Below are 23,204 nucleotides of genomic sequence, written 5' to 3' on the forward strand. Positions count from 1 at the left end.
GGAAATATAATTAAGAGACTAATTGCTCAAGTCTACTGAAGTAGACTGAAAATTTTCGCACTCTTTAGTCCTCTTCAGAGGACTTTAGCTATGAGACAGGGATTTACAATCCCTGGCGGACGTGAAGTTTCGCCTTAAGTTGACACCAATGTGCATTTAGTCCTCTTCAGAGGACTTTAGCTATGAGACAGATTTACAATCCCTGGCGGACGTGAGGTTTCGCGTTAAGTTGACACCAATGTGCAGCGATCGCGTAACCCAACATAATAAGGTGGTAATGTTGGGTTGCGTTTCACTCCACCCAACCTACACAAATAATTCAGCAAATAAATCTCTTGCAAAATTCTCTTCGCGCGGTAGAATAACGAAATTTTGCAAGAGCTTTAATTATGAAACCATTTCTTTTTGTAACTGATTTAGATGACACCCTTGTGTACCGCACCGTTGGCGATGACAGCGCTTTGCCAGAACTAAATCAACTGCTGAAGAGACATCGCCAAGAATATGGCACTAAAATTGTTTATTCTACCGGGCGATCGCCTGTACTTTATAAAGAACTCCAAGCCCAAAAAAATCTTTTACAACCTGATGCCCTCGTTCTTTCTGTCGGTACAGAAATTTACCTTGATGGTACTGATACTCCAGATTCAGATTGGTCAGAAATCCTCTCTCTGGGATGGGAACGGGAAACTGTATTATCTATTACCCAGAAATACCGCGAGTTAGTTCGGCAACCAGATTCAGAACAGCGTCCCTTCAAAGTGAGTTTTTTTCTAGAACAAGAAGTATCTGCGAATGTTCTACCACAACTTGAAGCAGAGTTGCAGAAATCTAAATTAAATGTAAAGTTAATCTACAGTAGCGGTATTGACCTTGACATTGTACCCCATAGCAGCGATAAAGGTCAGGCAATGCAGTTTTTACGCCAGAAGTGGAAATTTGCAGCAGAACAAACAGTTGTCTGTGGTGATTCAGGTAATGATATTGCTTTATTTGCTGTAGGCAACGAACGGGGAATCATTGTGGGGAATGCCCGAAAAGAGTTACTCCAATGGCACGATGAGTATCCCGTTGATCATCGCTACCTGGCAAAAGGTTTTTGTGCAGGTGGAATTATTGAAGGCTTAAATTACTTTGGTCTCTTGTAATGATTAGTTATCTAAAAGGTATAGTCGCTGGTATCCAAACAATTGGCGCTAATCGCGTGATTCTGACCCTGGAAGTGAATGGCTTGGGGTATGATTTGCAAGTTCCCCAACGCCTAGCAAACCAGTTACCAGAGTCGGGAGGAGTGGCGCAAATTTTTACCCATTTGCAAATTCGCGAAGAAGTGCCCTTTCTTTATGGCTTTGCTTCGCCATCTGAACGCGATTTATTTCGCCACTTGCTGACTGTCACAGGGATTGGTGCAGCCTTAGCGATCGCACTCCTGGACACTCTGGAACTACCAGATTTAGTCCAAGCAATTATCGCTGGCAATACACAAATCTTAATTCAGGCTCCAGGTGTCGGTAAAAAAATCGCTGAACGCATCTGTTTGGAACTGAAAAGCAAATTAGTCGAGTGGCGCAAATCAGCCGGGTTCTTCGTCGCCACAGGTGGGCCAGCACCAGGAATTCTCGAAGAGGTGCAAATGACTCTCTTCGCCTTGGGATATACTGCCCATGAGGTCAGTCACGCCCTCCATGTAGTCAGTGAAGATATTGGACTACCCAAAGATGCCTATGTCGAAGATTGGATTAAACAAGCGATCGCTCATCTCAGTAGCGAACAAGTTTAATTGTCATTAGTCATTAGTCATTAGTTATTTGTTATTCTCCCTAACGCCCGCTCAATGATCAATACTTCTCTACGAGATGCTGCGCCAACGGCAATGCCCAATGCCCCATGCCCAATGCCCTATCCCCAATGACTGATCCTTATGCTTGGCTAGAACAGTCCTTAGCAACAATTCATCGGGCAGACTGGTATCGTTCGGTACAACCTATCAATGGTCGTCCGGGTGCAATGGTGGTTTTAGCTGGGCAAAAGGTAATTAATTTTGCCAGTAATGACTATTTGGGATTGGCTGGGGATGAGCGGTTAATGGCAGCTGCAACTGCTGCGATCGCCGAATTTGGAACTAGTAGTACTGGTTCTAGATTACTCAGTGGGCATAGAGAATTACACAGGGAGTTAGAGGAAGCGATCGCATCTACCAAACAAACAGAAGATGCCTTGGTATTTAGTTCAGGGTATCTAGCAAATTTGGGTGCAATTACTGCCCTCGTTGGCAAGCGTGATTTAATTTTCTCTGATCAGTACAATCATTCCAGTCTGAAAAACGGGGCGATTCTCAGTGGTGCAGCAGTTGTGGAATACCCGCACTGTGATATTACAGTTCTAAAAACTCAGTTGAGTAAACAGCGGCAAAACTACCGACGCTGTTTGATTCTTACTGATAGCGTCTTTAGCATGGATGGCGATTTATGTCCATTACCTGCACTATTTGATCTCGCTGATCAATTTAGCTGTATGCTGCTAGTCGATGAAGCCCATGCTACTGGGGTCATAGGAAAAACTGGCGCTGGGTGTGTCGAGCATTTTGCCTGCACGGGAAAACAGTTAATTCAAGTCGGCACTTTGAGTAAAGCTTTGGGTAGTTTAGGCGGATACGTAGCGGGAAGTAGCGCCTTAATTGACTTTTTGCGAAACCGCTCACCCAGTTGGATTTATACCACTGGGCTTTCGCCTGCTGATACCGCAGCGGCCTTAGCAGCAATCAAGATAGTGCAACAAGAACCGCAACGCCGTGCCCAATTGTGGCAAAACGTACATTACTTGAAAAATTTACTGCAACAACAGTTACCTAACTTAAAATTACTGCCTTCTGAATCACCTATATTATGTTTTCAATTGCCCAGTGCTACAGATGCACTCAAAGCTGGAAAACAGCTAAGAGAGGCTGGTATTTTTGCCCCAGCAATTCGTCCTCCTACAGTGCCCACAAGCCGGATCAGAATATCTTTAATGGCAACTCATGAAGCAGCACATATTGAAAAATTGGTAGCAGTGCTGAAGAATATCAATGAGAGAATGTTTTAAAAGTTTTTGGCGAATAAAATTCACTACTATAGAAATCCGCTTTGATTTCTGAACGAATTTGCGTAGACAAGCAATAGGCAATCTTGCTACAGTCAACAGTCAAGAAGGCTTCTTAGTTGTACTGAGTTTTTTCAGAAATCAAATATGAGTCCTATACATAAATTAAGTCCATCTCCGTGGACTAATCAAAATCAATAGTTTAAAAGTATCACAGACAACAAAAGTTTTCTTAATCACCGCACTCAAGAAAACTTTTCGAGTTATTCAACACTGATAGGATTGATCTAAAGACTTGTGGAATCTGCTCTTCCTAAACAGACTGGACTTGCATAAATTACTGTCAACAATTTTTGACTCACATCATGAATCGCTTTACCTCTATTTTGCTCGCCGGCTTGATAGCATCTGCTTCAGCCTTGGCTATTTCTCCAAAAGCTGATGCTAATACACTAGTGTCTTATCTTGCTGAGTTAGATAGCTACAGCTACGATCGCAACGATGATGGTAACTACGAACGTCATAGTCGTCGTTACAGAAATGGTGATGATGACCGTCGGAACGACTTTCGCAACATTCGCGACAATAACCGTCGTTATGACCGGGACAATAATCGCCGCTATGACCGGGACAATAATCGCCGTTATGACCGCGATAATAATCGCCGCTATGACCGCGATAATAATCGCCGCTATGACTGGGACAATAACCGCCGTTATGACCGGGACAATAACCGCCGTTATGACCGGGACAATAATCGCCGTTATGACCGCGATAATAACCTTCGCAACATTCGTGATAATTACCGTCGCTATGAGCGCGATCGCAAATGGGGTCGTGATTAATCCGTTTGCCTATCTATTAAGCTTAGTTCCAAGTGAACTGAGCATTGATTCTACTTGGGGGTAGGAGAGACACAATCTCTTTTTCCACTCATTGCAATATCTGACTTTTCACTATTCTCTAGAAAACCTCGCTTCCATTCCCTAGTAATGAAGTTTGCTCAGGGCTTAGGTTTAGCATTAGCTTTTCTACATAACGTGAGAAGTCAGATTTTTATTAAATCAAGAATTTGTCAACAGCAGGATAAAGGGAAAAAGGAAAAAGGGCGATCACTTTTTAATTATGTGCAGATACATTTGTATAATTCGTAATTCGTAATTTATTTAGAAATAAAGGCTGTTTCTGCCCTTTCCTTGGTAGGAAAAGAGAAGGGGGTTAGGTTTTTATTAGTAAATCAGGAATCGCTACAGTTATCTTTTTATCGTCTGATAACTCAACCTAGCCAGAAATGGAATATTAATGTAAATATTACAGGAATTTAAAAAGATACGCTCAGAGTATAGTATTGAGCTTCCTTGAGCGATGGTGCGACGCCGTAAGCGTTGCGTTAGCGAGTCCGCGAGCGTCATAGCCCGTCGTAGACATCGGCTACTCAAACCACTGCACGAGATAATAACAATACCTCGTTCAATTGTTAGCGATCGCAAATGTCTTTTGATAACCTTTGCAAACTACTGTCCGAAAAACATCCTGCTACCTTTGCCAGTTGGGTTTTGGGTACACCACAAACAAGCGTCACAGTCCTCAAAACCGAATTGAGCATCGAACCAATTCGCGCTGATTATGTAACATTTTTACAACTACAAGGACGCATTCTCCATCTGGAATTTCAGACCAAACTAGAATCTACGCCACCCCTACCCCTGCGGATGCTAGATTACTGGGTACGCTTGTATCGTTTATATCGTCTACCAATAACGCAAGTTGTCGTATTACTGCTTCCCCCTGCACCAGGAACAGTAATTGAAACTGTCTTCTGTGTCGAAACTACCCGTCATGAATATCGCGTGATTCGCTTATGGGAAGAAAATCCCGAACCATTCCTCAATGATCCTGCTTTGTTACCATTAGCACCACTGGCCGCAACCACGCAACCCCAAGCTTTGTTGCAACAAGTTGTGGGAAAAGTTAATCAACTTGAGCTAAGACAACGACCAGAAATTTCTGCTTACACCCAAATCTTAGCGGGGTTAAAATACAATCAAGATTTGATTCGACAATTATTTCGGGAGGGTATGATGCGCGAGTCAGTGATTTATCAAGAAATTCTCGCTGAAGGTGAACAACGCGGCGAACAAAGAGAACGAGCGCTGATTCTCCGTCAGCTTACTCGAAGGGTGGGAAAATTACCCCAAGAGGTGCTAGATCGTATTGAAACTCTCTCTTTAGAACAATTAGAAAATCTCGGTGAAGCATTGTTGGATTTTCAGGCGATCGCGGATTTAGAAACCTGGTTTAGTAGATTAGAGTAGCAACTAATTAAATCTAGTCTCTATGTCGCTCGTCAAAATCAAGACTTGATTCGACAATTATTTCGGGAGAGTATGATGCGCGAGTCAGTGATTTATCAAGAAATTCTCGCTGAAGGTGAACAACGCGGACGGGAAGAAGGACGAAAAGCAGAAGGGCAATTGCTCATTCTCCGTCAACTTACTCGACGGGTGGGAGAATTACCCCAAGAGATGCTAAACCGGATTGAAACTCTCTCCTTAGAACAATTAGAAAATCTCGGTGAAGCATTATTGGATTTTCAGGCGATGCCTACGGCGGTAAACTACGCGGATTTAGAAGCCTGGTTTGCCCCATTAAAGCTCAATTAACTTGAATCCCCAAGGTTTGAGAGCCGCTAAAGCTATTTCTTCATTTACACCCTCATAAGCTTCCCATTCCAATGGATGCTCTTTAGGATGTCCGTCGCCGACATTACCTGCAACTTTAATTATCGGACAGTTGGCAATGCGATCGCGCTCCAGCCCTCTTGGAATTGCTAGTTGGATTTTATGCCCGACAAACTTCGCTGTACTTTCCTCAGCGACAGATTCACGGATTAAACAAATATCACCAGCAGTTCCCCAAGTAGTCTGGTATATGTGGAGGAATGATATATAAGTTGCAGGTTTGATGGATCTTTTTAGAACGTGCATTATCTGTAATCCTTACACTATGAGTCAAAAATCATAAATCATATAAGTATTTTCTATCACGTTCGTAGGGAAGAATGTTCTTAAATCACATTTTGCACCTAGCCCAGGCGATTAGAAACCGCCTGGTGGAAGATGTAAATCTCAAAAGACGATAATCGCCCACATACTAACTCCCAAAGCGATCGCAGCTAGGTGTTGCCAAAGGAGCGATCGCACTGGTTGCTTGGCAATCTTTTGCGTTAATAATATAGTCATTAACACTGAGAAAATTATGGTTGCACCTTGCAAGAAGGCAATCACTGCCGGGTGAGCAACTAATATTGGCAATTGTTCACCACTCAAACCAAGAGTAGCAAAAGTGATGGGTAAAATCCGCCCACCTTCACCCAAGCCCAAACGCAAATAGTGAGCTAAATTTCCCCCCAAAACTAATGGTAGGTAGCCGTATGCAAGCTCTACAAATGATCGAGGCTTACGGTTAAAGTTGAACACTTGGAGCAAGCCATAAGCCGCAAAAGTAAGAATCGCTGGGATAATTAACACTAGCAGCGATAATCCCAAATGTTGCCAAAACTGACTTAAATCCAGTTCTAACCCCAACCAAGACTGCAACTCTGGCAAGCGATGTAGATATATCCCACCCAAGAGCAAAAACAATAATGCTACTTCATAAGTGCGGGGTACATGAGTTGTCCACAGTTCAATACCAGGGGGACGCAAGTTAAATTCAACGGAACGATGGGGACAAGCTTTGAGGCAAGTCATACACAGTACGCAATCTCGGTTATCTTCTAACTGCGCTGGGTGGGAGTATAAAGGACATCCATTGGTTTCCAGCCCTTCGCCCTTTTGCGGCCCACCTTTATAACATTGATAAGTGGTACAACTAGCAGAACAAATACCTTGCTGTGCCCGGAGTTCCGTCATTGAGAGTTTGGCAAATAAACCATTCATCCCGCCAATGGGGCAGAGATACCGACACCAAAATCGCCGCTCAAAAAGAGCCGAGAAAATCATCGCCCCAGAGGTAATTAACAATAGTAAACAAGCGCTGAGGTAGGCAGTATTTTCTAAATGCCAAAGTTCTTCCCATAAGAAAATTAGGGAGAACAAGCCAAAGAGGAACCATCCACCCCATTTCTCAGCTTGTTCTCTTGGCCAGCGTTTGAGTTTTCGAGGCCACAGCCATAAAGATAACTTTTGGGTAATTTCCCCGTAAATCATGAAGGGACAAACAGAACACCAGACACGACCCAAAAAGGGAAAGAGAAATAAGAAGAAAGGCCACCACCAAGCCCAAAATAGATTTAATACGAAATTGCGATCGCGGGTTTGTGGCCCAATAAATAATACTGCAACTGTGATCGCAAAAGCCGTTGCAGTAAAACCATAGTTAATGCGATCGGGCCACCAGGGACTACGTAAAAACCGCCGTAAAGAGGGATAGGCATTTAACAGATTCACCCGAAATCGTTTTTTCTTAGTTTCGGCTGGCCAGAAAATTTCTTCTGTTAATTCATTAGCACCCTCAGCCTGCACGATCGCCCTTTCAACCAGATTTTTCAATTCTTTGAGGTTGCCAGGAAAATCATAAGACTGGAGGCGACGCAAAGCTTCTGGGGTAATGTGGGGTTTTGGAACGCCTCTAGACCGAATGTAGAGACTGGTATAATATTCAACTTGTGTCTGAATATCGGCTTTCCGCACCCGTAGCGGTGGTACTTTAATAATATGACCAACAGAGCGTTCAATTGTCGGCTGAGTTTTTTCTGAAACAATCAGAATTCTGGCTCGACTGGGGCGAGGTTCGGCTACTGAATCTCCAGAACGACTGACGGGGGTATACGTACCAGTTTTGAGCAACTCCGTCACGGCAGGTAATAATTCTTCGGGCAATTCTTGAATATTGTTGAGAACTAGAGTGCCTTCTCCCAACCATTCCAACAATCCTGGTTTACCACCAGCGCGACCGAATAAATCTGCACCGCTCGTTTGGAGAATACCACAATTTACTTTAATAATTGGTTCTCGCCGTTTTGGAGAACCAAAGTGGATGAGGGCTGCTATATTGTCTTTTTCTAACCCTGGCTCACCAAAAATATCTACTGATTTGCTGTCAGCAGCAGCTTCTCGAATTTGCTCCCGCAGCCGAACAGCATAGCGACTTGTACCAACAATTCCCCGTTGCGCCTTGGTGACTAAATATGGGCGCAAAGCTACGGAACGTTCTTGTTCATAGCCAAGTGCAGATGTAACCTGAGCTAATTCTTGAGCCAATTGACGCGAAAAAGCTTGAGCAATTTCGGGGTATTGGGTAGCTAATTCACGAAATTTAGCAGCAGGCACAACCCACAAATGACATTCAGTTACCGTAGTAATTGTGAATGGAGTTAATTCATCCAACAGCAATTCTTTGAGTTCAATCACTGCTCCTGGAAGGAATCCACAAGCTAAAGCTGGGTTGGTTTCATTGGTGCTATTGCTTTCGAGTTGACCTTCTACAAGAATATAAAGGGCTTCTGGAGGAGTGCCTTCGCTAACTAAGTCAGTTTCGGCACTCACTACTTGTTCTTCAATTTGTTGAGCGATCGCATTCAACACTTCCGGCGAGAGAATTCCTAAACTCGTGCGTTCTTGTAGCCATATAACCGTTTCTGGAGATGTCATATTAATTTCTCCGTGTAGGCTGCTGTATAAGAAGGATTATCCCTTGAAAGCTGCTTCAAAAATTCAGAATTTAGAACGAAGTTTATATCTGACTACACTTTACCTTTTCCCTTAACTTCTCTAGTAAGTTCCAAGACCTTTTTTCATTCTCCGAGATCAACAGAGGAAGTCAGTAGACAGCTTTTTGAATCAACATTAGTCCTTACGTATTGAGAGTAAAGACCAAATATCAATGTTTTGAAAAACCACATCTGCTGTAGGGGTAATTCATGAATTGCACCTACGGCGTTGATCTACTCACCATAAAAGAATAATTAATAAAACCCTAAAAAAACCTATTTTGGTAAGTGGATACCGTAATTATTTTTTACAGTTAGTAAGTTCTAAACTTATTACTATCATTATTTAAATCTTCAATCAATTTTACTACTGACTTAAATCCCAGTTTAGGAATTGCTAAAAGTCTTAGAGGGTGTTTGAAAAGTCTAAATTATTACTTGCCTCTGCGACTAGAAGTCGCTGCTACACATACAAAACCCGCCTACGCGGGTTATAAAACTCTTTGAAATGGCGCAAAAAGCTCGGAATACAATTCTTTTGACTTTTGACTTCCATCTTGCGGTACTAGGAGAATTGATCGCATTAGTACAGGACAGCCACACTGCTAAAGGCAGAAACTCCCAAAAAATTACCTTCCCTACTAGAAGCAGCGAAGGAGGAAAAAATATTGGAGTAGGGTTTCAGGCTTAGGTTGACACGAATGCCCAGCTATATGGTAATATTTCATGGCATTATGCTAAAAAACTTTGCCTAGAATCAAAGAGTAGCCAACCCATGAGTTTAGCTGTGATTAAGTTCTCTTCAGAAGAATGCGGCATCTGCCACAAAATGTCTTTTTATGACAAAAAGGTGGTAGAAGAACTGGGTTTAGAATTTATCGATGTAAAGATGCAAGATACAACTGCTTACCGCAAGTATCGCAAGATTTTATTAACTCAATATCCCGATAAATCAGAAATGGGATGGCCTACTTATATCCTCTGCAATTCTCCAGACGGGGAATTTAAGATTGTGGGTGAGGTAAAAGGAGGTCATCCCAAAGGGGAGTTTAGAAGCCGTCTGCAAGAGGTTCTGAATTCTACAGCTAATCAGAACTAATTACCTCAAAAGATTTGACCTCCAGGACAGGGCCAATCATGGCAGTAGTCATGATATCTTCGCGCACCTGTCCTTTAACTTTTGTCTTTTGTCCGGCTTTGAGTAAGTCTTTGTCAGCCCCTCTGAGGATTTCGTAAGTAACACCCTCTTCTGTGACTAACGCCCATGCGCCTGTGCCAATATCACGGCGTTCGATTGTACCTGTAAGTGTAATGCTCATAAGAGTGCTGAGTGGGAGGGAGTAGGGAGTAGGGAGTAGGGAGTAGGGAGTTAGGAGTTAGGAGTTAGGAGTTAGGAGTTAGGAGTTATAAAAATTGATTCCTCATGCGCTATGCCCAATGCCCCATGCCCAATGCCCCATTCCCCATTCCCCATTTATGCTATTTTTTCTTCGTTTTTCAATGCTAAACGAACAAGTCCATAACAAATTAGGGCATTAACAATTAGGAAGAGGCGTGCTAAGTTACCACTTCCTAATCCCCAAACTGCCGGATCTAAAAACGCACTTATAGTTAAGCACGCTGCTACACCTAAAGTTGAACCAATGGCAAACCATTTCCAACTCGGATGTCCCAGCAGCAATGCCATTAACACAATGGGAATCAGTACACTAGCAAATAGGGGATTCAAGGCATCAGTTCCCTGGAGGGTATTTCCTAGTTCGGGAATGGAACTGCCCAAAACCCGGAAAGGCCATTGGGGAAGATCAAAAATATAGATTCCCTTGAGGAAGAATAACCCAGAACTGCCAGCTATTAGTCCACTAGATAAAGACCAACTCCAAGTGAAGGGGAAGTAAACCCGTAAAAACCAAGCCAACAGATAGGAACCAACTACCATTAAAATCTTTGGTATTAGTGCGATCGCACCACCATCAATCCAAAAGCCTGGGTTAAGATAGCCACTATCCCGTAACCACCGAAAGAAATCTGGGAAACTGATTTGCCCACTAAAGGCTAGTTTGACTGCTGCTTCTGCATTGAGTTGTCCAGCGCCATAATAGTTCAAACCGTCATCCTGAATAACTCGTGCCGACTGCTTGAGGACTTTTAAAATTTCATCTGGTTCTTGGATGCCAGCAGCTTTGATTAATGCCGCAACACCAGCAACGTGGGGAGCAGCCATGCTTGTACCCTGGAAGCCCAGAAATACGCCTTCGCCTTTTTCATCGATGGTTTCTTGGAGAATCTTACCAGCTTCACTACCACCAGGAGCAGAGATATCTACCCCTGCACCAAAATTAGAATAAGGTGCTCTTTCGCCATCTGGGCCAATTGCCGAAACGCCGATGACGTATGGATATCTGGCTGGATAGCTTGCCCCATTAGCGTTTTCATTCCCCGCAGCGGCAATAATAACTACACCTTTTCTATGGGCATACTCGATCGCTTGTTTCATCAACTGGCTTTCACCGCCACCACCCAAGCTCATATTAATCACATCTGCGCCTTTATCAGCAGCAAATTTAATCGCTTCGGCAATATCAGCTACGGTACCACCGCCATAAGAACTGAGTACCTTCAACGGCATAAGGCTAGCTTCGTAGGCAATTCCAGCTACGCCATATTTGTTATTTGTGGCTTGGGCAATAGTTCCGGCAACATGAGTACCGTGGCCATTATCGTCTGTGGCTTCTTCTCGGTCGTTAACAAAATCATAGCCCTTGACGAATTTTGTCTCATACAAGTCCCGCACCTTGGTAATCCCGGTATCAATCACTGCAACTGTGATGCCGCTACCTTTGGTTTGACTCCATGCGCCTTCAATACCGATTTTGTGCAAGTTCCACTGCTTGCTGTAATATTGGTCATTGGGGCCAGTTAATGAAGGACTTGCTTCTTCATCTTCTTGGGGTCTTAAAAATTCTCCTAGCCAAGCGGCTTCACCTGGTTGAGGAATCTTGCTGTAGATATAGTTTGGTTCAATGAATTCTGTAGCTTGGGCAAACTGAGATTTTTTCAGTTCTTGGAGCCGTTGGCGATCGCCCTTGATAATATACACATTATCTTTTTTGGAAAACTTGTTGTCTAATTGGGGTGTAACGTTATATTGTTTGGCGATCGCTTGCAAATTCTGTTCCACCACAGATGATGGAATATCTTCCCGAAAATCAAGCAAAATCGTCTCAAACTCTCCTTTAGCTGCCAATCCCTGAAAATTCAGGAAACCAAATATGGCAGATCCCAGCCCAATGACAAACAAGCACAATAATATAAGTTTTCTCATATTAACTCATCACCGCTTTTTGCCAGTTTGCTCACTACCATAACTTATCTCCATCACTTGTTGGTGGATTTTGCACTTTTAGTTACAAGTTTCACTCAGGACTGAGGATTTTTTTAAACGATGGAACGTGGTCTTTTGTGGTTGCCCCTATTAGTAATGTTTTTCTGGTTGGCTTGGCAAGGCTCGAAGGAGTATCAAAAAGTTGAAGCCTATCGCGCCTGGGCAGAGCAATTTGAACGAGCTAAGTATGATATTTATTCCGTACTAGGTCAAAAAGGCAATAATCTAACTTGGGGAAAACCCACGCCTAAAGGGCCGATTAAACTAGAAACATTCTCTTTGCTTGATATCAAACAAATCCAGTTTTTAGTTGATGACAAATCAGTAGATGTAGAGAATCCACCGGAAAAAGGTCGTTCTATAGAATTAGAATTTCTATTTTCCGAATCTACTAACTCAGTGCGGGTTCCGTTTACAGAAATCCCTTTGGCGGCGGAATGGGGTAAATTTTTGCAGGGAGTATTAGAAGACTTGCGATCGCAACCACAGTTGTAACTGGAGCATCCCAATACTGCTCTGCTCGGATAAGCATTTGTGTGCTGATGTAGCTGTCGCTTTGCAACAACCCTTAGAACGTATTTCCCTGGAGATGGTTTTCCGCAGTTTATACTTTTTTAATCGCGCACGATGCCTACGGCGGGCTACGCCTACGCAAAACCCACAACTACATATTCCTTGGTTAGTAGAGCATCAGCGTTCTATAGGACTCATATTTGATTTTTGAAAAAAATTCGGTACACCTTAATCTTCTGAAATCCTATTGCCTATTGCCTTTTGCCTTTTGCCTACCTACGCAAATGATTTCAGTAATCAAACCGGATTCCTATAGTTTAGTTGAAGCCTTTTTTTACCTAAAGTATCAAATGAATAATTAATCATGGGCAATTTAAAATAGCCAAAACAAATTTAGTAAGCATTTTAACTATATTTGCTCGTCAGTGATGATTAATTAATCAGGGTTTATCTTTAATACTTAGTAAGTTATCGCTTGACAATATACAAGCAAAATTACTAGGTTTAACAGTTCAGAAAAATATTTCTATTCAGATTAATATATAATCGATAGAATAATTAATCTTATGGCTCTCGTAGTTTTCCACAGATGAGGAAGACTGACTACTTTTTACAAACGCTAGCTATATAAGTAATTCCCCAATCCCCAGAACAGGGTTTTCTACCACAAGTAAGCGAGAGTCAATATTCTTAAGGGAAAGTTCGGGGCAAACTTAGCCTAAGTTGTCATGCAGTCGCGCCTGTCAGATCATGATCTGCTGCTTAAATCCCGATTGCCCAAATCCCCTGAATCCTAATGGAAAGAAGTTTTGCCAAAGTTGTAGCACCCCGTTGGTGTCACTTTTAAGAAATCGCTTCCGTGTCATCCGAGTCCTTTCAGATGAGGGGGGATTTGGGAGAACCTATCTATCAGAAGATGTCGATAAACTCAATGAACGCTGTGTTATCAAGCAACTAGCGCCAAAATTTCAAGGAACTTGGTCGCAAAAAAAGGCGATGGAGTTGTTTGCTGAAGAAGCGCAGCGACTACAAGACCTTGGGGAACATCCCCAAATTCCGACTTTGCTAGCCTACTTTGAACAAGATGGCTGCCTATATTTAGTGCAGCAGTTTGTCAATGGAGAAAATTTGTTAAAGGAGTTGCAACAGCGCAAGGCATATAATGCTAGAGAAATTCAATCTATTTTGCTAGATTTACTGCCAATCCTGAAATTTATCCATGATCGCAAAATCATTCATCGCGATATCAAGCCAGAAAATATTATCCGCAATAAAAGTGATGGGCGATTAAACCTGATTGATTTTGGCTCCTCAAAGCAATTTACCGCCAAAGTCCAGCAGAAATCGGGCACATCCATTGGTTCACATGGTTATTCCCCCCTAGAACAGATTAGAGATGGTAAAGCTTTCCCCGCCAGTGATTTGTTCGGTTTGGGGGCTACCTGCTTTCATCTGCTAACAGGAAATTCCCCCTTTCAGTTGTGGATGGAATCTGGGTACGCCTGGGTGAGTAATTGGCGGGAATATTTAAGGAGTCCATTAAATCCTGAGTTAGATTTTGTCATCGACAAGCTTTTGAAAAAAGATGTCAATGAACGTTACCAGTCAGTCGATGAAGTTCTCAGAGACTTGACTCCCAAACAACTCCTCGCACTACCACCAGCGGGTAAGTCCTCTGGGAAAATACCACCAACGAAAGCTCCATATTTACCAAAAAGTTATCCCTTACTGAAAACTTTCATCTTGGTAAGTGCTTTCATTCTGTTGTTCGGATTTCAAGAATCTTGGTATAAACATTTTCGCCGGATTCAGACTAGTTTAGTATCTAGGCTGAGTCAGCATAATAGTTCTACCAAAGATGAAGCGTTTTTAGGTCAGTCACTAAATATTACTTTGGGAAAGGCTTCCTTAGCCAATACCCTTCAAGGACATGAAAACTCGGTTTTATCGGTCGCCATCAGCCCCGATGGCAAAACCATAGCCAGCAGTGGCGACGATCGCAAAATTAAACTTTGGAATCTCGCAACCGGAAGCCCAATCTCTTCATTCAACACCTATTCTCAGCAGGTGAATGCCGTGGTAATTAGCCCAGATGGCAAAACTCTGGTGAGTGGTAATGATGACAACACCATCAAAATTTGGAATTTGGGCACAGGAAAACAAATTCGGACTCTTACAGGGCATTCTGACTCAGTTCATGCCCTAGCCATCAGTGCTGATAGCCAGACCCTACTTAGTGGTAGTGATGATAACACCATCAAAATATGGGATTTAGCAACAGGAGAGCAAATTCGGACACTGGTAGGGCATACATTCTGGGTGCGATCAGTGGCCATCAGCCCTGATAGCGTGATTCTTGCTAGTGGGAGTTTTGACAAGACGATCAAAATCTGGAATCTCACAAAAGGGTACTCAATCCGGACACTAGAAGGAAATTCTCAAACAGTAACAACAGTGGCTATAAGTCCAGATGGTAAAACTTTAGCCAGTGGTAGCCGCGATCGCACCATCAAACTTTGGAATCTAGCTACCGGAAAAGAAATTCGTACACTGGTGGGACATGTAAACACTGTCACAACCTTAGCCTTCAGTGCCGATGGTAAAATGATTGCTAGTGGTAGCCGCGATCGCACCATCAAACTTTGGAATCCAGCCACAGGAGCGGAAATTCTCACATTGGCGGGGCACACTAACACAGTGACATCCGTTACCTTCAGTCCTGATGACAAAACCCTTATCAGCGGTTGTGAAGATAATACTATTAAGATTTGGCGTTTATCTCAGTGATTGGGAACTGGGGATTGGGGACTGGGGATTGGGGATTGGGGAGAAATGACAAATGACCAATGACAAATGACAAATCCCCAATTGCGATAGACTGTCTCAAGTGGGGAGGGGGAAAAATGAGCAGCATCACCAGCCATCGCCGCGATCGCAGGTTTGGGATTAAGATACCGAAACTGTTTTTAGGTTGGCAGCAAGTATTTGGAGAAGCACGCACCCGGATTTTATTCTGGTACTTGCTGATTTTGGGGATAACATTTCTCATCGCTATTCCCGCCTTTCGCTATAAGCTCTACCAGCGCATTGATGAGCGAGTTCGTCAGGATATGGTAGAAGATATAGCGGCTTTCAATGCGTTAATTAAAGGTGAAACCTTTGCTCCAGATGATGCACTGACTGAGGACGATCCAGAAGACATAGTGATTGGGCCAGAGCAATTGAAATGGTTGCTGGCTGGCAAAAAACAAATCGCTCCTCCAGCCTCCAAAGAAGATTTGATCAGACTTTTCAGAGCTTATCTGTTATATCGACTACCAGAGGATGATTCTTATTTCATCACGTTTGTTGATGGTGAATTTTATAAATCTAGCCCCAGAGCGCGTCCTAAACCACTTGCTAAAGACTCACCACTCATGGAACGGTGGGCAAAACAAACTCAACCAGAGCAGGGAGAAAAAGAATTTTCCGATCCCGATCTTAGTAAGATCCTTTACATGGTGGAACCGATTAAAATTAATGGACAAACTCAGGGAGTCTTCGTTGTTGCCCATAGTGCAGTTGGTGAACGTGCAGAAGCCCTAGAAGCAGTTTCGGTAATTATTGAGGTTTCTAGTCTAGTGTTTGTGGTGTCCTTCATCCTGGCGTGGTTGGCGGCGGGACGGGTGCTATCTCCTCTACGGACAATTACTGCTACTGCTCATGCAATTAGTGAGTCAGATTTAACCCAACGCTTACCTGCGCGAGGTAAGGGAGAACTGGCAGAATTAGCAAAGACATTCAACGAAATGATGGACAGACTAGAGGCAGCTTTTGCTACGCAGCAAGAATTTGTCAACGATGCTGGGCATGAATTGCGGACTCCAATTACCATCATTCGCGGACATTTGGAACTGATGGGAGATGACCCCCAAGAGCAACAGGAAACCTTGGCGCTGGTCATGGGAGAATTAGACCGGATGAGCCGTCTGGTGGATGACATGATTTTGTTGGCGAAGGCAGAACGCTTAGATTTTTTGCAGTTGACTACGGTGAATGTAGCAGACTTAACCCAAGAGTTATTTGTCAAAACTCAGGCACTAGCAGAGCGAGATTGGCAAATAGATGCGATCGCAAGGGGTCAGATTATAGTTGACCGCCAAAGAATTACTGAGGCTGTGATTAATCTGGCGCAGAATGCGACTCAGCATACAGCAAAGAGTGATACTATCTCCATAGGTTGTGCGATCGCTAAGGGAAAGGTGCGTTTCTGGGTACGCGATACAGGCGAAGGCATTCCCCTTGTTGATCAAAAACGGATTTTTGAACGTTTTGCTCGAACTTCTAACAGCCGTCGTCGCTCTGAGGGTGCGGGATTGGGACTGTCAATTGTCCGAGCGATCGCAGAGGCCCACGGTGGACAAGTGTTACTTCGGAGTCAACTAGGAAAAGGTTCGATGTTTACCATCGTTTTACCCCTCGATCCCCCGCAGGAAATGAGTGCTTATGGCCAACATTCTCATCGCTGAAGATGAACCCCGGATTGCTTCATTTATTGAGAAAGGATTGCGATCGCAAGGATTTACAACAACAACTGTTACCGATGGGTTGTATGTGCTAGACATAGCACATAATGGAAGCTTTGACTTACTAATTTTGGATTTGGGATTACCTGGAAAAGATGGATTTCAGGTACTCGAAGAACTGCGGGGACAGGGGGAAGATTTACCTGTAATTATCCTCTCGGCTCGGAGTGATATTCACGATAAAGTTGCTGGACTAGAAGGGGGCGCAGATGATTATGTCACCAAACCCTTCCGATTTGAAGAACTTCTGGCGCGGGTAAAGTTGCGTTTGCGAAGTGCTAGACCTGTGAGAAATGACCAAGAATTTCTCCTCCAAGCGGGTAACGTGGTGCTTGATTTGCGAACTCGACAGGTAAAAGTAGGCGATCGCTTTGTAGAATTACCTGCTCGTGAATTTACAATGGCAGAAATGTTTTGTCGTCATCCCGGACAAGTTATAAGTCGCGAACAACTGCTAGATTACGTTTGGGGCTACGACTATAATCCAGGTTCTAATATTGTCGATGTATATGTCGGTTATCTCCGCAAGAAACTAGGTAGTAACCTCATTGAAACCGTTAGAGGGATGGGTTATCGCTTGCGAACCTGAAAACTTTCTGGATGATGCGCTGGCAAAACTAACCGCTGGTTTCCTCTCCCATCTCCTAAGCCGGCTTGTTGTAATTCTTCGAGTCATAACTATATAAATTACAAAGAAAGGCAGGAGCTAGAAGACAGGAGACAGGAGGAAAAAATTATTAACAGAAACTACTTTACATCTGTGGAAAACCTGTGGAAAAACTATGTCAGTTTTCCACAAGGTAATTATACTTAATTAAGTTTTACTAGCAAAATATCAAGTTTTCCACAGTTTTTTCCACAATCTAAGTTAAATTTAATCAATTTTTATACGTTACTTAATATTATTGACTAATTATTCAGTCATCAAGGCTAATGTTTACGGTGCTGGTTGTGGAAAACTTAAAATAAATCTTCACGATGGTTTTTGGGAATGGCTAGTACCGCAAGACGGAATTAAAAATCAAAAATTAAAAATGAATACAGCATAAGGGTTTCGTTGATTTGGAATGATTGGTTTATTTCTGCCGTGTTGTACTAGTCATATTGATGCGATCGCTCAGTTGGCGTAGAGTTTGTGCTAAAGTGCGATCGCTCTCCTGGAGTTGAGTAATTTTATCGCAACTGTAAATCACCGTTGTATGGTCTTTACCACCAAACTCTTCCCCAATTCTCGGCAAACTCAAAGCCGTGTGTTGGCGCATGAGATACATTCCTAATTGACGCGCCCAGCTAATCTCTCTTCGTCGTGAGTTACTTTTGAGATCGTCTATTGAAACATCAAAATTATCAGCCACAACCTTTAAAATTGCTTCTGGGGTAGCTGCCATTTTTTCATTAGGCGGTTCTAAAACTGGTGTGATATTTTCCACCGTCATCGGTAAACCCCAAATAGAAATATAAGCCACAGCCCGAATTAAAGCTCCTTCTAACTCTCTAATATTAGAAGTATAGTTAGAAGCAATATACTCAATTACATCGCGGGGAAGCCGAATATTTTCATCCTCAGCTTTTTTCTGTAGAATTGCCATTCTAGTTTCTAAATCCGGCTTTTGGATATCGGCAATTAACCCCATAGAAAACCGAGAACAAAGACGTTCTTGTAAGCTAGGAATCTGGTTAGGAGGGCGGTCAGAAGCAATAACTACTTGTTTGCCAGCTTCATGTAAAGTATTAAAAGTATAAAAGAATTCTTCTTGAGTGTATTCCTTACCTTCAAGGAACTGAATATCATCAACTAATAAAACATCAGCGGCTCGGTAATGCTCTCGAAAACTTTGCATACTATCCTTACGGATTGCTGTAATTAAATCATTAGTAAACTTCTCAGTAGAAACATAAAATATTTTACAATCAGGAGAGATTTCCCAGCGATAGTGACCAATAGCTTGCATAAGATGAGTTTTACCCAAACCTACACCACCGCATAAAAATAAAGGATTAAACTCTTTACCAGGGGATTCTGCAACCGCCAAAGAAGCAGCGTGAGCCATCCGATTGTTGGCACCAACTACAAATCGCGAAAAGACATATTTAGAATTTAATTCAGTAGTTTTATGATTGTGATTAGGAACAGGTTCAGAAATACTGTTAGGATTTGGTGATTCCCCAGAAACCTCTCGTTCACTAAAATTAGAAACTTCATCACCTTGAGCAACGGTAATATAAATTCCTACAGGATGACCGAGAATATCTTGTACTACATGAGCAATGGTATTGATGTAATACTTCTGTAACCAATTACGAGCAAATGGGTTAGGAGTGCGGATAACCAAGCAATTATTTTCTAATCGCTCTGCACTAGCAGTTTTGATCCAAGTTTCAAAGGTAGGCCGGGATAGTTCAAGCTGTAGGCGCTCTAGTACCTGACTCCACAAACTTTCTATGGGAATTTCGGGAATTTCCATTATCCACCACCTTGGCTGCTAATTGTCACAATAGAAGAGAAAGCACCAATTTAGCATTGAGACACGCTAGACCTAGAATAAGCTTTTAAGTTGTAATCATTTTGGGACATACCCAGTAGGCAACATCCTAACACCCACCGACTGATACGGAGAAGCAACGACACATGAAGACAACAAAGCATCACTCAGCGCCCAAAAATATTGGTACTAGGCGTTTGCCCCACAGATTGTGGATGCTCTTATATGGGGTAGGAGTGGTGTTCCTGGGGAGCTGCTCTCTTCTACCTGCTAAGACTTTTGAGACTCGACAAAACCAGACTCAAGCCCAAAATACAGCAGAACCTAATCCGGTAATTGTCCCCCCGCCAATTTTCTCTTCGTCTGGAGATCCTAATTTTGTGGTGAAAGTAGTGCAAAATGTGGGGCCTGCGGTAGTTCGCATTGATTCTTCCCGCACAATCACTTCTCGCCCTCGCGTACCAGGCGAATTTAACGATCCATTTTTCCGGCGATTTTTTGGAGACGCAGCGCCACAGCCTAGACAACGAGTAGAGCGGGGTAGCGGCTCTGGATTCATCATTAATTCTTCAGGTCAAATTTTGACCAATTCCCATGTGGTAGATGGTGCTGATAGAGTGACTGTCACACTCAAAGATGGCCGGACTTTTGATGGGAAAGTACTGGGTGAAGATGCAGTAACGGATGTAGCTGTGATCAAAATTGATGCTAATAATCTGCCAACCCTAGCTGTGGGTAATTCCGATGCCTTGCAACCAGGAGAAGCAGTAGTTGCCATCGGTAATCCATTGGGCTTGAATAATACCGTCACTTCTGGGATTATTAGTGCTACAGGTCGTTCTGGTAGCGATATCGGTGCTAGTGACAAGCGGGTTGATTACATTCAAACAGATGCAGCGATTAACCCTGGTAACTCCGGTGGGCCATTGCTAAATGCTCGTGGCCAGGTAATTGCAATGAACACAGCGATTATTCAAGGCGCTCAAGGTTTGGGATTTGCTATTCCCATTAACACTGTGCAAAGAATTTCCCAGCAATTAATTGCTACAGGTAAGGTGGATCATCCTTATTTGGGTGTTCAGATGGTGACACTGACACCAGATATTAAAGAAAAAATAACAAGTAGAGCAGGCGATCGCTTAAATCTTACAGCAGATGAGGGCGTTTTGCTGGTTGAAATTGTGCCGCGATCGCCTGCTTCTGAGGCTGGACTACGAGTTGGTGATGTGATTAAAAGCATTAATAACCAGCCTGTGACTAAAATTGACCAAGTACAAAAGCTAGTAGAAAATAGCAAAATCGGTACTACCTTACCAATAGAAGTGGAACGCAATGGGCAAATTGTTCAAGTAAGAGTTCAACCTGCCCCTTTACCAGTAAGACGTGAAGGATGATATTTGTCATTGGTCATTTGTCATTTGTCATTGGTCATTTGTCATTGGTCATTTGTCATTGGTCATTTGTCATTTGCCCAATGCCCCATTCCCCATTCCCCATTCCCTACTCCCCATTCCCCATTCCCCATTACTTAAGGGAGTTTCATCATGAGTGAGTTAGCGCCAATAATTCAATTAGGCAATCCAACACTACGCCAAAAAGCTGCTTGGGTTGAGAATATTCAAGATGAGCATATCCAAAAATTAATTGAAGACTTAATCACCACTGTTGCCAAGGCTAACGGGGTGGGAATTGCTGCACCTCAAGTAGCGCAATCCTATCGTTTATTTATTGTGGCTTCCCGTCCTAATGCCAGGTATCCCAATGCCCCGGAAATGGAACCTACTGCTATGATTAATCCCAAAATCATTGCTCACTCAACTGAAGTTGTCAAAGATTGGGAAGGTTGTTTAAGTGTTCCAGGAATTCGGGGGTTAGTTCCTCGATATAAATCTATTGAAGTCGAATACACTGATTCTCAAGGCAACTTACAAAAGCAAGAATTAACCGATTTTATCGCTCGGATTTTTCAACATGAGTATGATCATCTCGACGGTATCGTATTTGTTGATCGCCTAGAGAACACTCTCGATATGATTACTGAACAGGAATATCAACAACGAGTAGTTAAGTGACATGACTCCGACCTGAAGGTGCGGAGCTTCTAAGAATCACTTCTTAGACTTCCTAGTTACTCCCTTGCGGGTTTTCGACTTTGACCTAGACTGAGTTTCCCCAATCCCCGGCAAACCGTCTGCATAGGCATTTTGAATTCCGACGTGCCCCGCCGTACTAATCAGTTCTATTCCTCTGTTTCTAATTACTTGCCCACTGGCTACGTCACGATCTGTAATGTAATTGCAACTAAGACAATGATGCACTCTAACACTCAAGTCTTTTTTAACTTCTGCACCACACTCAGGACATTGTTGAGAAGTCCCCCTAGCATTGACTTCACCGAAGAATTTACCACGCTTCCAACAAACATACTTGGTGATGTTTCGGAACTGTCCAAACCCCACGTCAAGCATCTGTTTGCCCAGCATCCCTTTAGCCAAAGTCCGGTAATCCAAGTCTTCCATGAAGACCATATCACCAGCATCACAAAGGGCGTGAGCTTGTTTGAAGTGAAAATCTTTGCGAGTGTTGTCAATCGTGTGATGAAGTCTAGCAATCTTGATGCGTTGTTTCTCGTAATTTTTAGAGCGCTTATTTTTCCTCGAAAGTCTGCGTTGCAGCAATTTCAGCTTGCTTTGCATCACTTTCAGAAACTTGGGCGACTTTACGAGAACGCCGTCACTGGTTGCCAAAAACTTTTCAAGTCCCACATCTACCCCAACGGGATGACCGTGCGGCATCGGGCTGGGGACGCTAACATCACATTGGATATTAATGGAGGCGTACCAAATATCCGCTTTGTTGATTATCCGAACTTGCTTAACCACAAATCCACTTGGTATTGGGCGATGCAAATTAATTGGAATCAACCCCAATTTAGGCAAAGCAATATGTGTACTAGTTACTGGATTCTTTGCAAACTGGGGAAACAACAAAGACTTGAATTGCCCAAACTTTTTAAATCTGGGAAACCCATGCCCAATCTTCTGAAATCCCTCCCAAGCTCGGTGCAACTGCTTGATAGCTTGCTGCAAAACTTGACTTGGTACTTCACCCAATCTCTTGAATGCCTTTTTCGCTTTTGGTAAAGCGTTAAGTTGCTTTACTTCGCTAGGGAAAGAAGCATCCGCAGCCATAATGTATTCATGACTGATAGAGCATCTATCAACCATGCATTTCCGGCTATTACACCAATCCTTAATTTCTCGCAGTCCGTAGTTATAGGCAACACGACAAACATCCATCCAGTCAAAAAGCGATTGTTCCTGAGTGATGTTTGGATAGATTCTGTAGCGGTAATTCATGGTTAGCATTCCAGGACTTTAACACATTTACTGGAAGAGGTAAACCTAGCAAATCAAAGCCGTGCTAGAAGCACGGGGTTTTAAACCCATTTTTCTGATAAATAA

19 protein-coding genes and 1 pseudogene are annotated in these 23,204 nt (G+C 43.0%); 14 read left to right on the plus strand and 6 right to left on the minus strand.

The annotated features are described in order from the left end of the window. Positions 1-389: 389 nt before the first annotated feature. The 6 genes and pseudogenes from RRG12_RS37590 to RRG12_RS37615 all read left to right on the plus strand — a co-directional run. Complete coding sequence (locus tag RRG12_RS37590; RefSeq protein ID WP_069069385.1) at positions 390-1,148, plus strand: sucrose-phosphate phosphatase; 759 nt, start codon at positions 390-392, stop codon at positions 1,146-1,148. Then, on the plus strand, positions 1,148-1,780 hold the full coding sequence (gene ruvA / locus RRG12_RS37595) for a Holliday junction branch migration protein RuvA (RefSeq protein WP_069069384.1): 633 nt from the start codon (positions 1,148-1,150) through the stop codon (positions 1,778-1,780). The genes RRG12_RS37590 and ruvA overlap by 1 nt, the downstream gene beginning before the upstream one ends. A gap of 128 nt (positions 1,781-1,908) precedes the next feature. Beyond that, the gene (gene bioF, locus RRG12_RS37600; protein WP_420762719.1) at positions 1,909-3,084 is read left to right on the plus strand and encodes an 8-amino-7-oxononanoate synthase; all 1,176 of its coding nucleotides are present in this window, start codon (positions 1,909-1,911) and stop codon (positions 3,082-3,084) included. A 362-nt stretch (positions 3,085-3,446) separates the two neighbouring features. Continuing rightward, complete coding sequence (locus RRG12_RS37605; RefSeq protein ID WP_420762709.1) at positions 3,447-3,926, plus strand: hypothetical protein; 480 nt, start codon at positions 3,447-3,449, stop codon at positions 3,924-3,926. Positions 3,927-4,571: 645 nt separating this feature from the next. Then, positions 4,572-5,396, plus strand: coding sequence for an Rpn family recombination-promoting nuclease/putative transposase (locus RRG12_RS37610; protein WP_420762710.1), 825 nt, complete (start codon positions 4,572-4,574; stop codon positions 5,394-5,396). A gap of 36 nt (positions 5,397-5,432) precedes the next feature. Further along, a pseudogene (locus tag RRG12_RS37615) lies at positions 5,433-5,744 on the plus strand (DUF4351 domain-containing protein); the annotation flags it as partial. Here RRG12_RS37615 and RRG12_RS37620 read toward each other — a convergent pair. Together RRG12_RS37620 and RRG12_RS37625 are read right to left on the minus strand one after the other, a co-directional pair. Next, positions 5,730-6,068, minus strand: a complete 339-nt coding sequence (locus RRG12_RS37620) for a hypothetical protein (protein WP_420762711.1) — start codon at positions 6,066-6,068, stop codon at positions 5,730-5,732. The pseudogene RRG12_RS37615 and the gene RRG12_RS37620 overlap by 15 nt on opposite strands. 141 nt (positions 6,069-6,209) lie before the next feature. Continuing rightward, positions 6,210-8,735, minus strand: coding sequence for a 4Fe-4S binding protein (locus RRG12_RS37625; protein ID WP_420762712.1), 2,526 nt, complete (start codon positions 8,733-8,735; stop codon positions 6,210-6,212). A gap of 834 nt (positions 8,736-9,569) precedes the next feature. Between RRG12_RS37625 and RRG12_RS37630 the strand changes: the two genes are divergently transcribed. Beyond that, positions 9,570-9,893, plus strand: coding sequence for a hypothetical protein (locus tag RRG12_RS37630; RefSeq protein ID WP_069069380.1), 324 nt, complete (start codon positions 9,570-9,572; stop codon positions 9,891-9,893). On the opposite strand, the gene RRG12_RS37635 is transcribed toward RRG12_RS37630, so the two are convergent. After that, positions 9,880-10,113: a hypothetical protein gene (locus tag RRG12_RS37635; RefSeq protein WP_420762713.1), complete on the minus strand. Its 234-nt coding sequence runs from the start codon at positions 10,111-10,113 to the stop codon at positions 9,880-9,882. The genes RRG12_RS37630 and RRG12_RS37635 overlap by 14 nt on opposite strands. Before the next feature lie 155 nt (positions 10,114-10,268). Further along, a complete protein-coding gene (locus RRG12_RS37640) occupies positions 10,269-12,119 on the minus strand; it encodes a S8 family peptidase (protein WP_420762714.1) in 1,851 nt (616 codons plus the stop codon). Positions 12,120-12,239: 120 nt separating this feature from the next. On the opposite strand from RRG12_RS37640, the gene RRG12_RS37645 reads away from it, so the two are divergent. From RRG12_RS37645 to RRG12_RS37665, 5 genes are all read left to right on the plus strand, one after another. Further along, the gene (locus RRG12_RS37645; protein WP_069069377.1) at positions 12,240-12,674 is read left to right on the plus strand and encodes a hypothetical protein; all 435 of its coding nucleotides are present in this window, start codon (positions 12,240-12,242) and stop codon (positions 12,672-12,674) included. 768 nt (positions 12,675-13,442) lie between these two features. Further along, a complete protein-coding gene (locus RRG12_RS37650; protein ID WP_420762715.1) occupies positions 13,443-15,479 on the plus strand; it encodes a protein kinase domain-containing protein in 2,037 nt (678 codons plus the stop codon). A 116-nt stretch (positions 15,480-15,595) separates the two neighbouring features. After that, complete coding sequence (locus RRG12_RS37655; protein ID WP_420762720.1) at positions 15,596-17,200, plus strand: sensor histidine kinase; 1,605 nt, start codon at positions 15,596-15,598, stop codon at positions 17,198-17,200. After that, the gene (locus RRG12_RS37660; RefSeq protein ID WP_069070223.1) at positions 17,178-17,846 is read left to right on the plus strand and encodes a response regulator transcription factor; all 669 of its coding nucleotides are present in this window, start codon (positions 17,178-17,180) and stop codon (positions 17,844-17,846) included. Before RRG12_RS37655 ends, RRG12_RS37660 begins: the two co-directional genes overlap by 23 nt. A gap of 316 nt (positions 17,847-18,162) precedes the next feature. Next, positions 18,163-18,306, plus strand: a complete 144-nt coding sequence (locus tag RRG12_RS37665) for a hypothetical protein (RefSeq protein WP_420762716.1) — start codon at positions 18,163-18,165, stop codon at positions 18,304-18,306. A gap of 27 nt (positions 18,307-18,333) precedes the next feature. On the opposite strand, the gene dnaA is transcribed toward RRG12_RS37665, so the two are convergent. Continuing rightward, positions 18,334-19,722 carry a chromosomal replication initiator protein DnaA gene (gene dnaA, locus RRG12_RS37670; protein ID WP_420762717.1) on the minus strand — a complete coding sequence of 463 codons (1,389 nt, stop codon included), beginning with the start codon at positions 19,720-19,722 and terminating at the stop codon, positions 18,334-18,336. Between the two features lie 164 nt (positions 19,723-19,886). On the opposite strand from dnaA, the gene RRG12_RS37675 reads away from it, so the two are divergent. Both RRG12_RS37675 and def read left to right on the plus strand, forming a co-directional pair. After that, the gene (locus RRG12_RS37675; protein WP_420762718.1) at positions 19,887-21,134 is read left to right on the plus strand and encodes an HhoA/HhoB/HtrA family serine endopeptidase; all 1,248 of its coding nucleotides are present in this window, start codon (positions 19,887-19,889) and stop codon (positions 21,132-21,134) included. A 150-nt stretch (positions 21,135-21,284) separates the two neighbouring features. Next, positions 21,285-21,812 carry a peptide deformylase gene (gene def / locus RRG12_RS37680; protein WP_069070226.1) on the plus strand — a complete coding sequence of 176 codons (528 nt, stop codon included), beginning with the start codon at positions 21,285-21,287 and terminating at the stop codon, positions 21,810-21,812. A 36-nt stretch (positions 21,813-21,848) separates the two neighbouring features. Here the strand turns inward: def and RRG12_RS37685 are convergent, their stop codons facing one another. After that, positions 21,849-23,099: an RNA-guided endonuclease InsQ/TnpB family protein gene (locus RRG12_RS37685; protein WP_420758508.1), complete on the minus strand. Its 1,251-nt coding sequence runs from the start codon at positions 23,097-23,099 to the stop codon at positions 21,849-21,851. Positions 23,100-23,204: the final 105 nt, after the last annotated feature.

It is taken from the genome of Nostoc sp. CALU 546, from assembly GCF_048836525.1.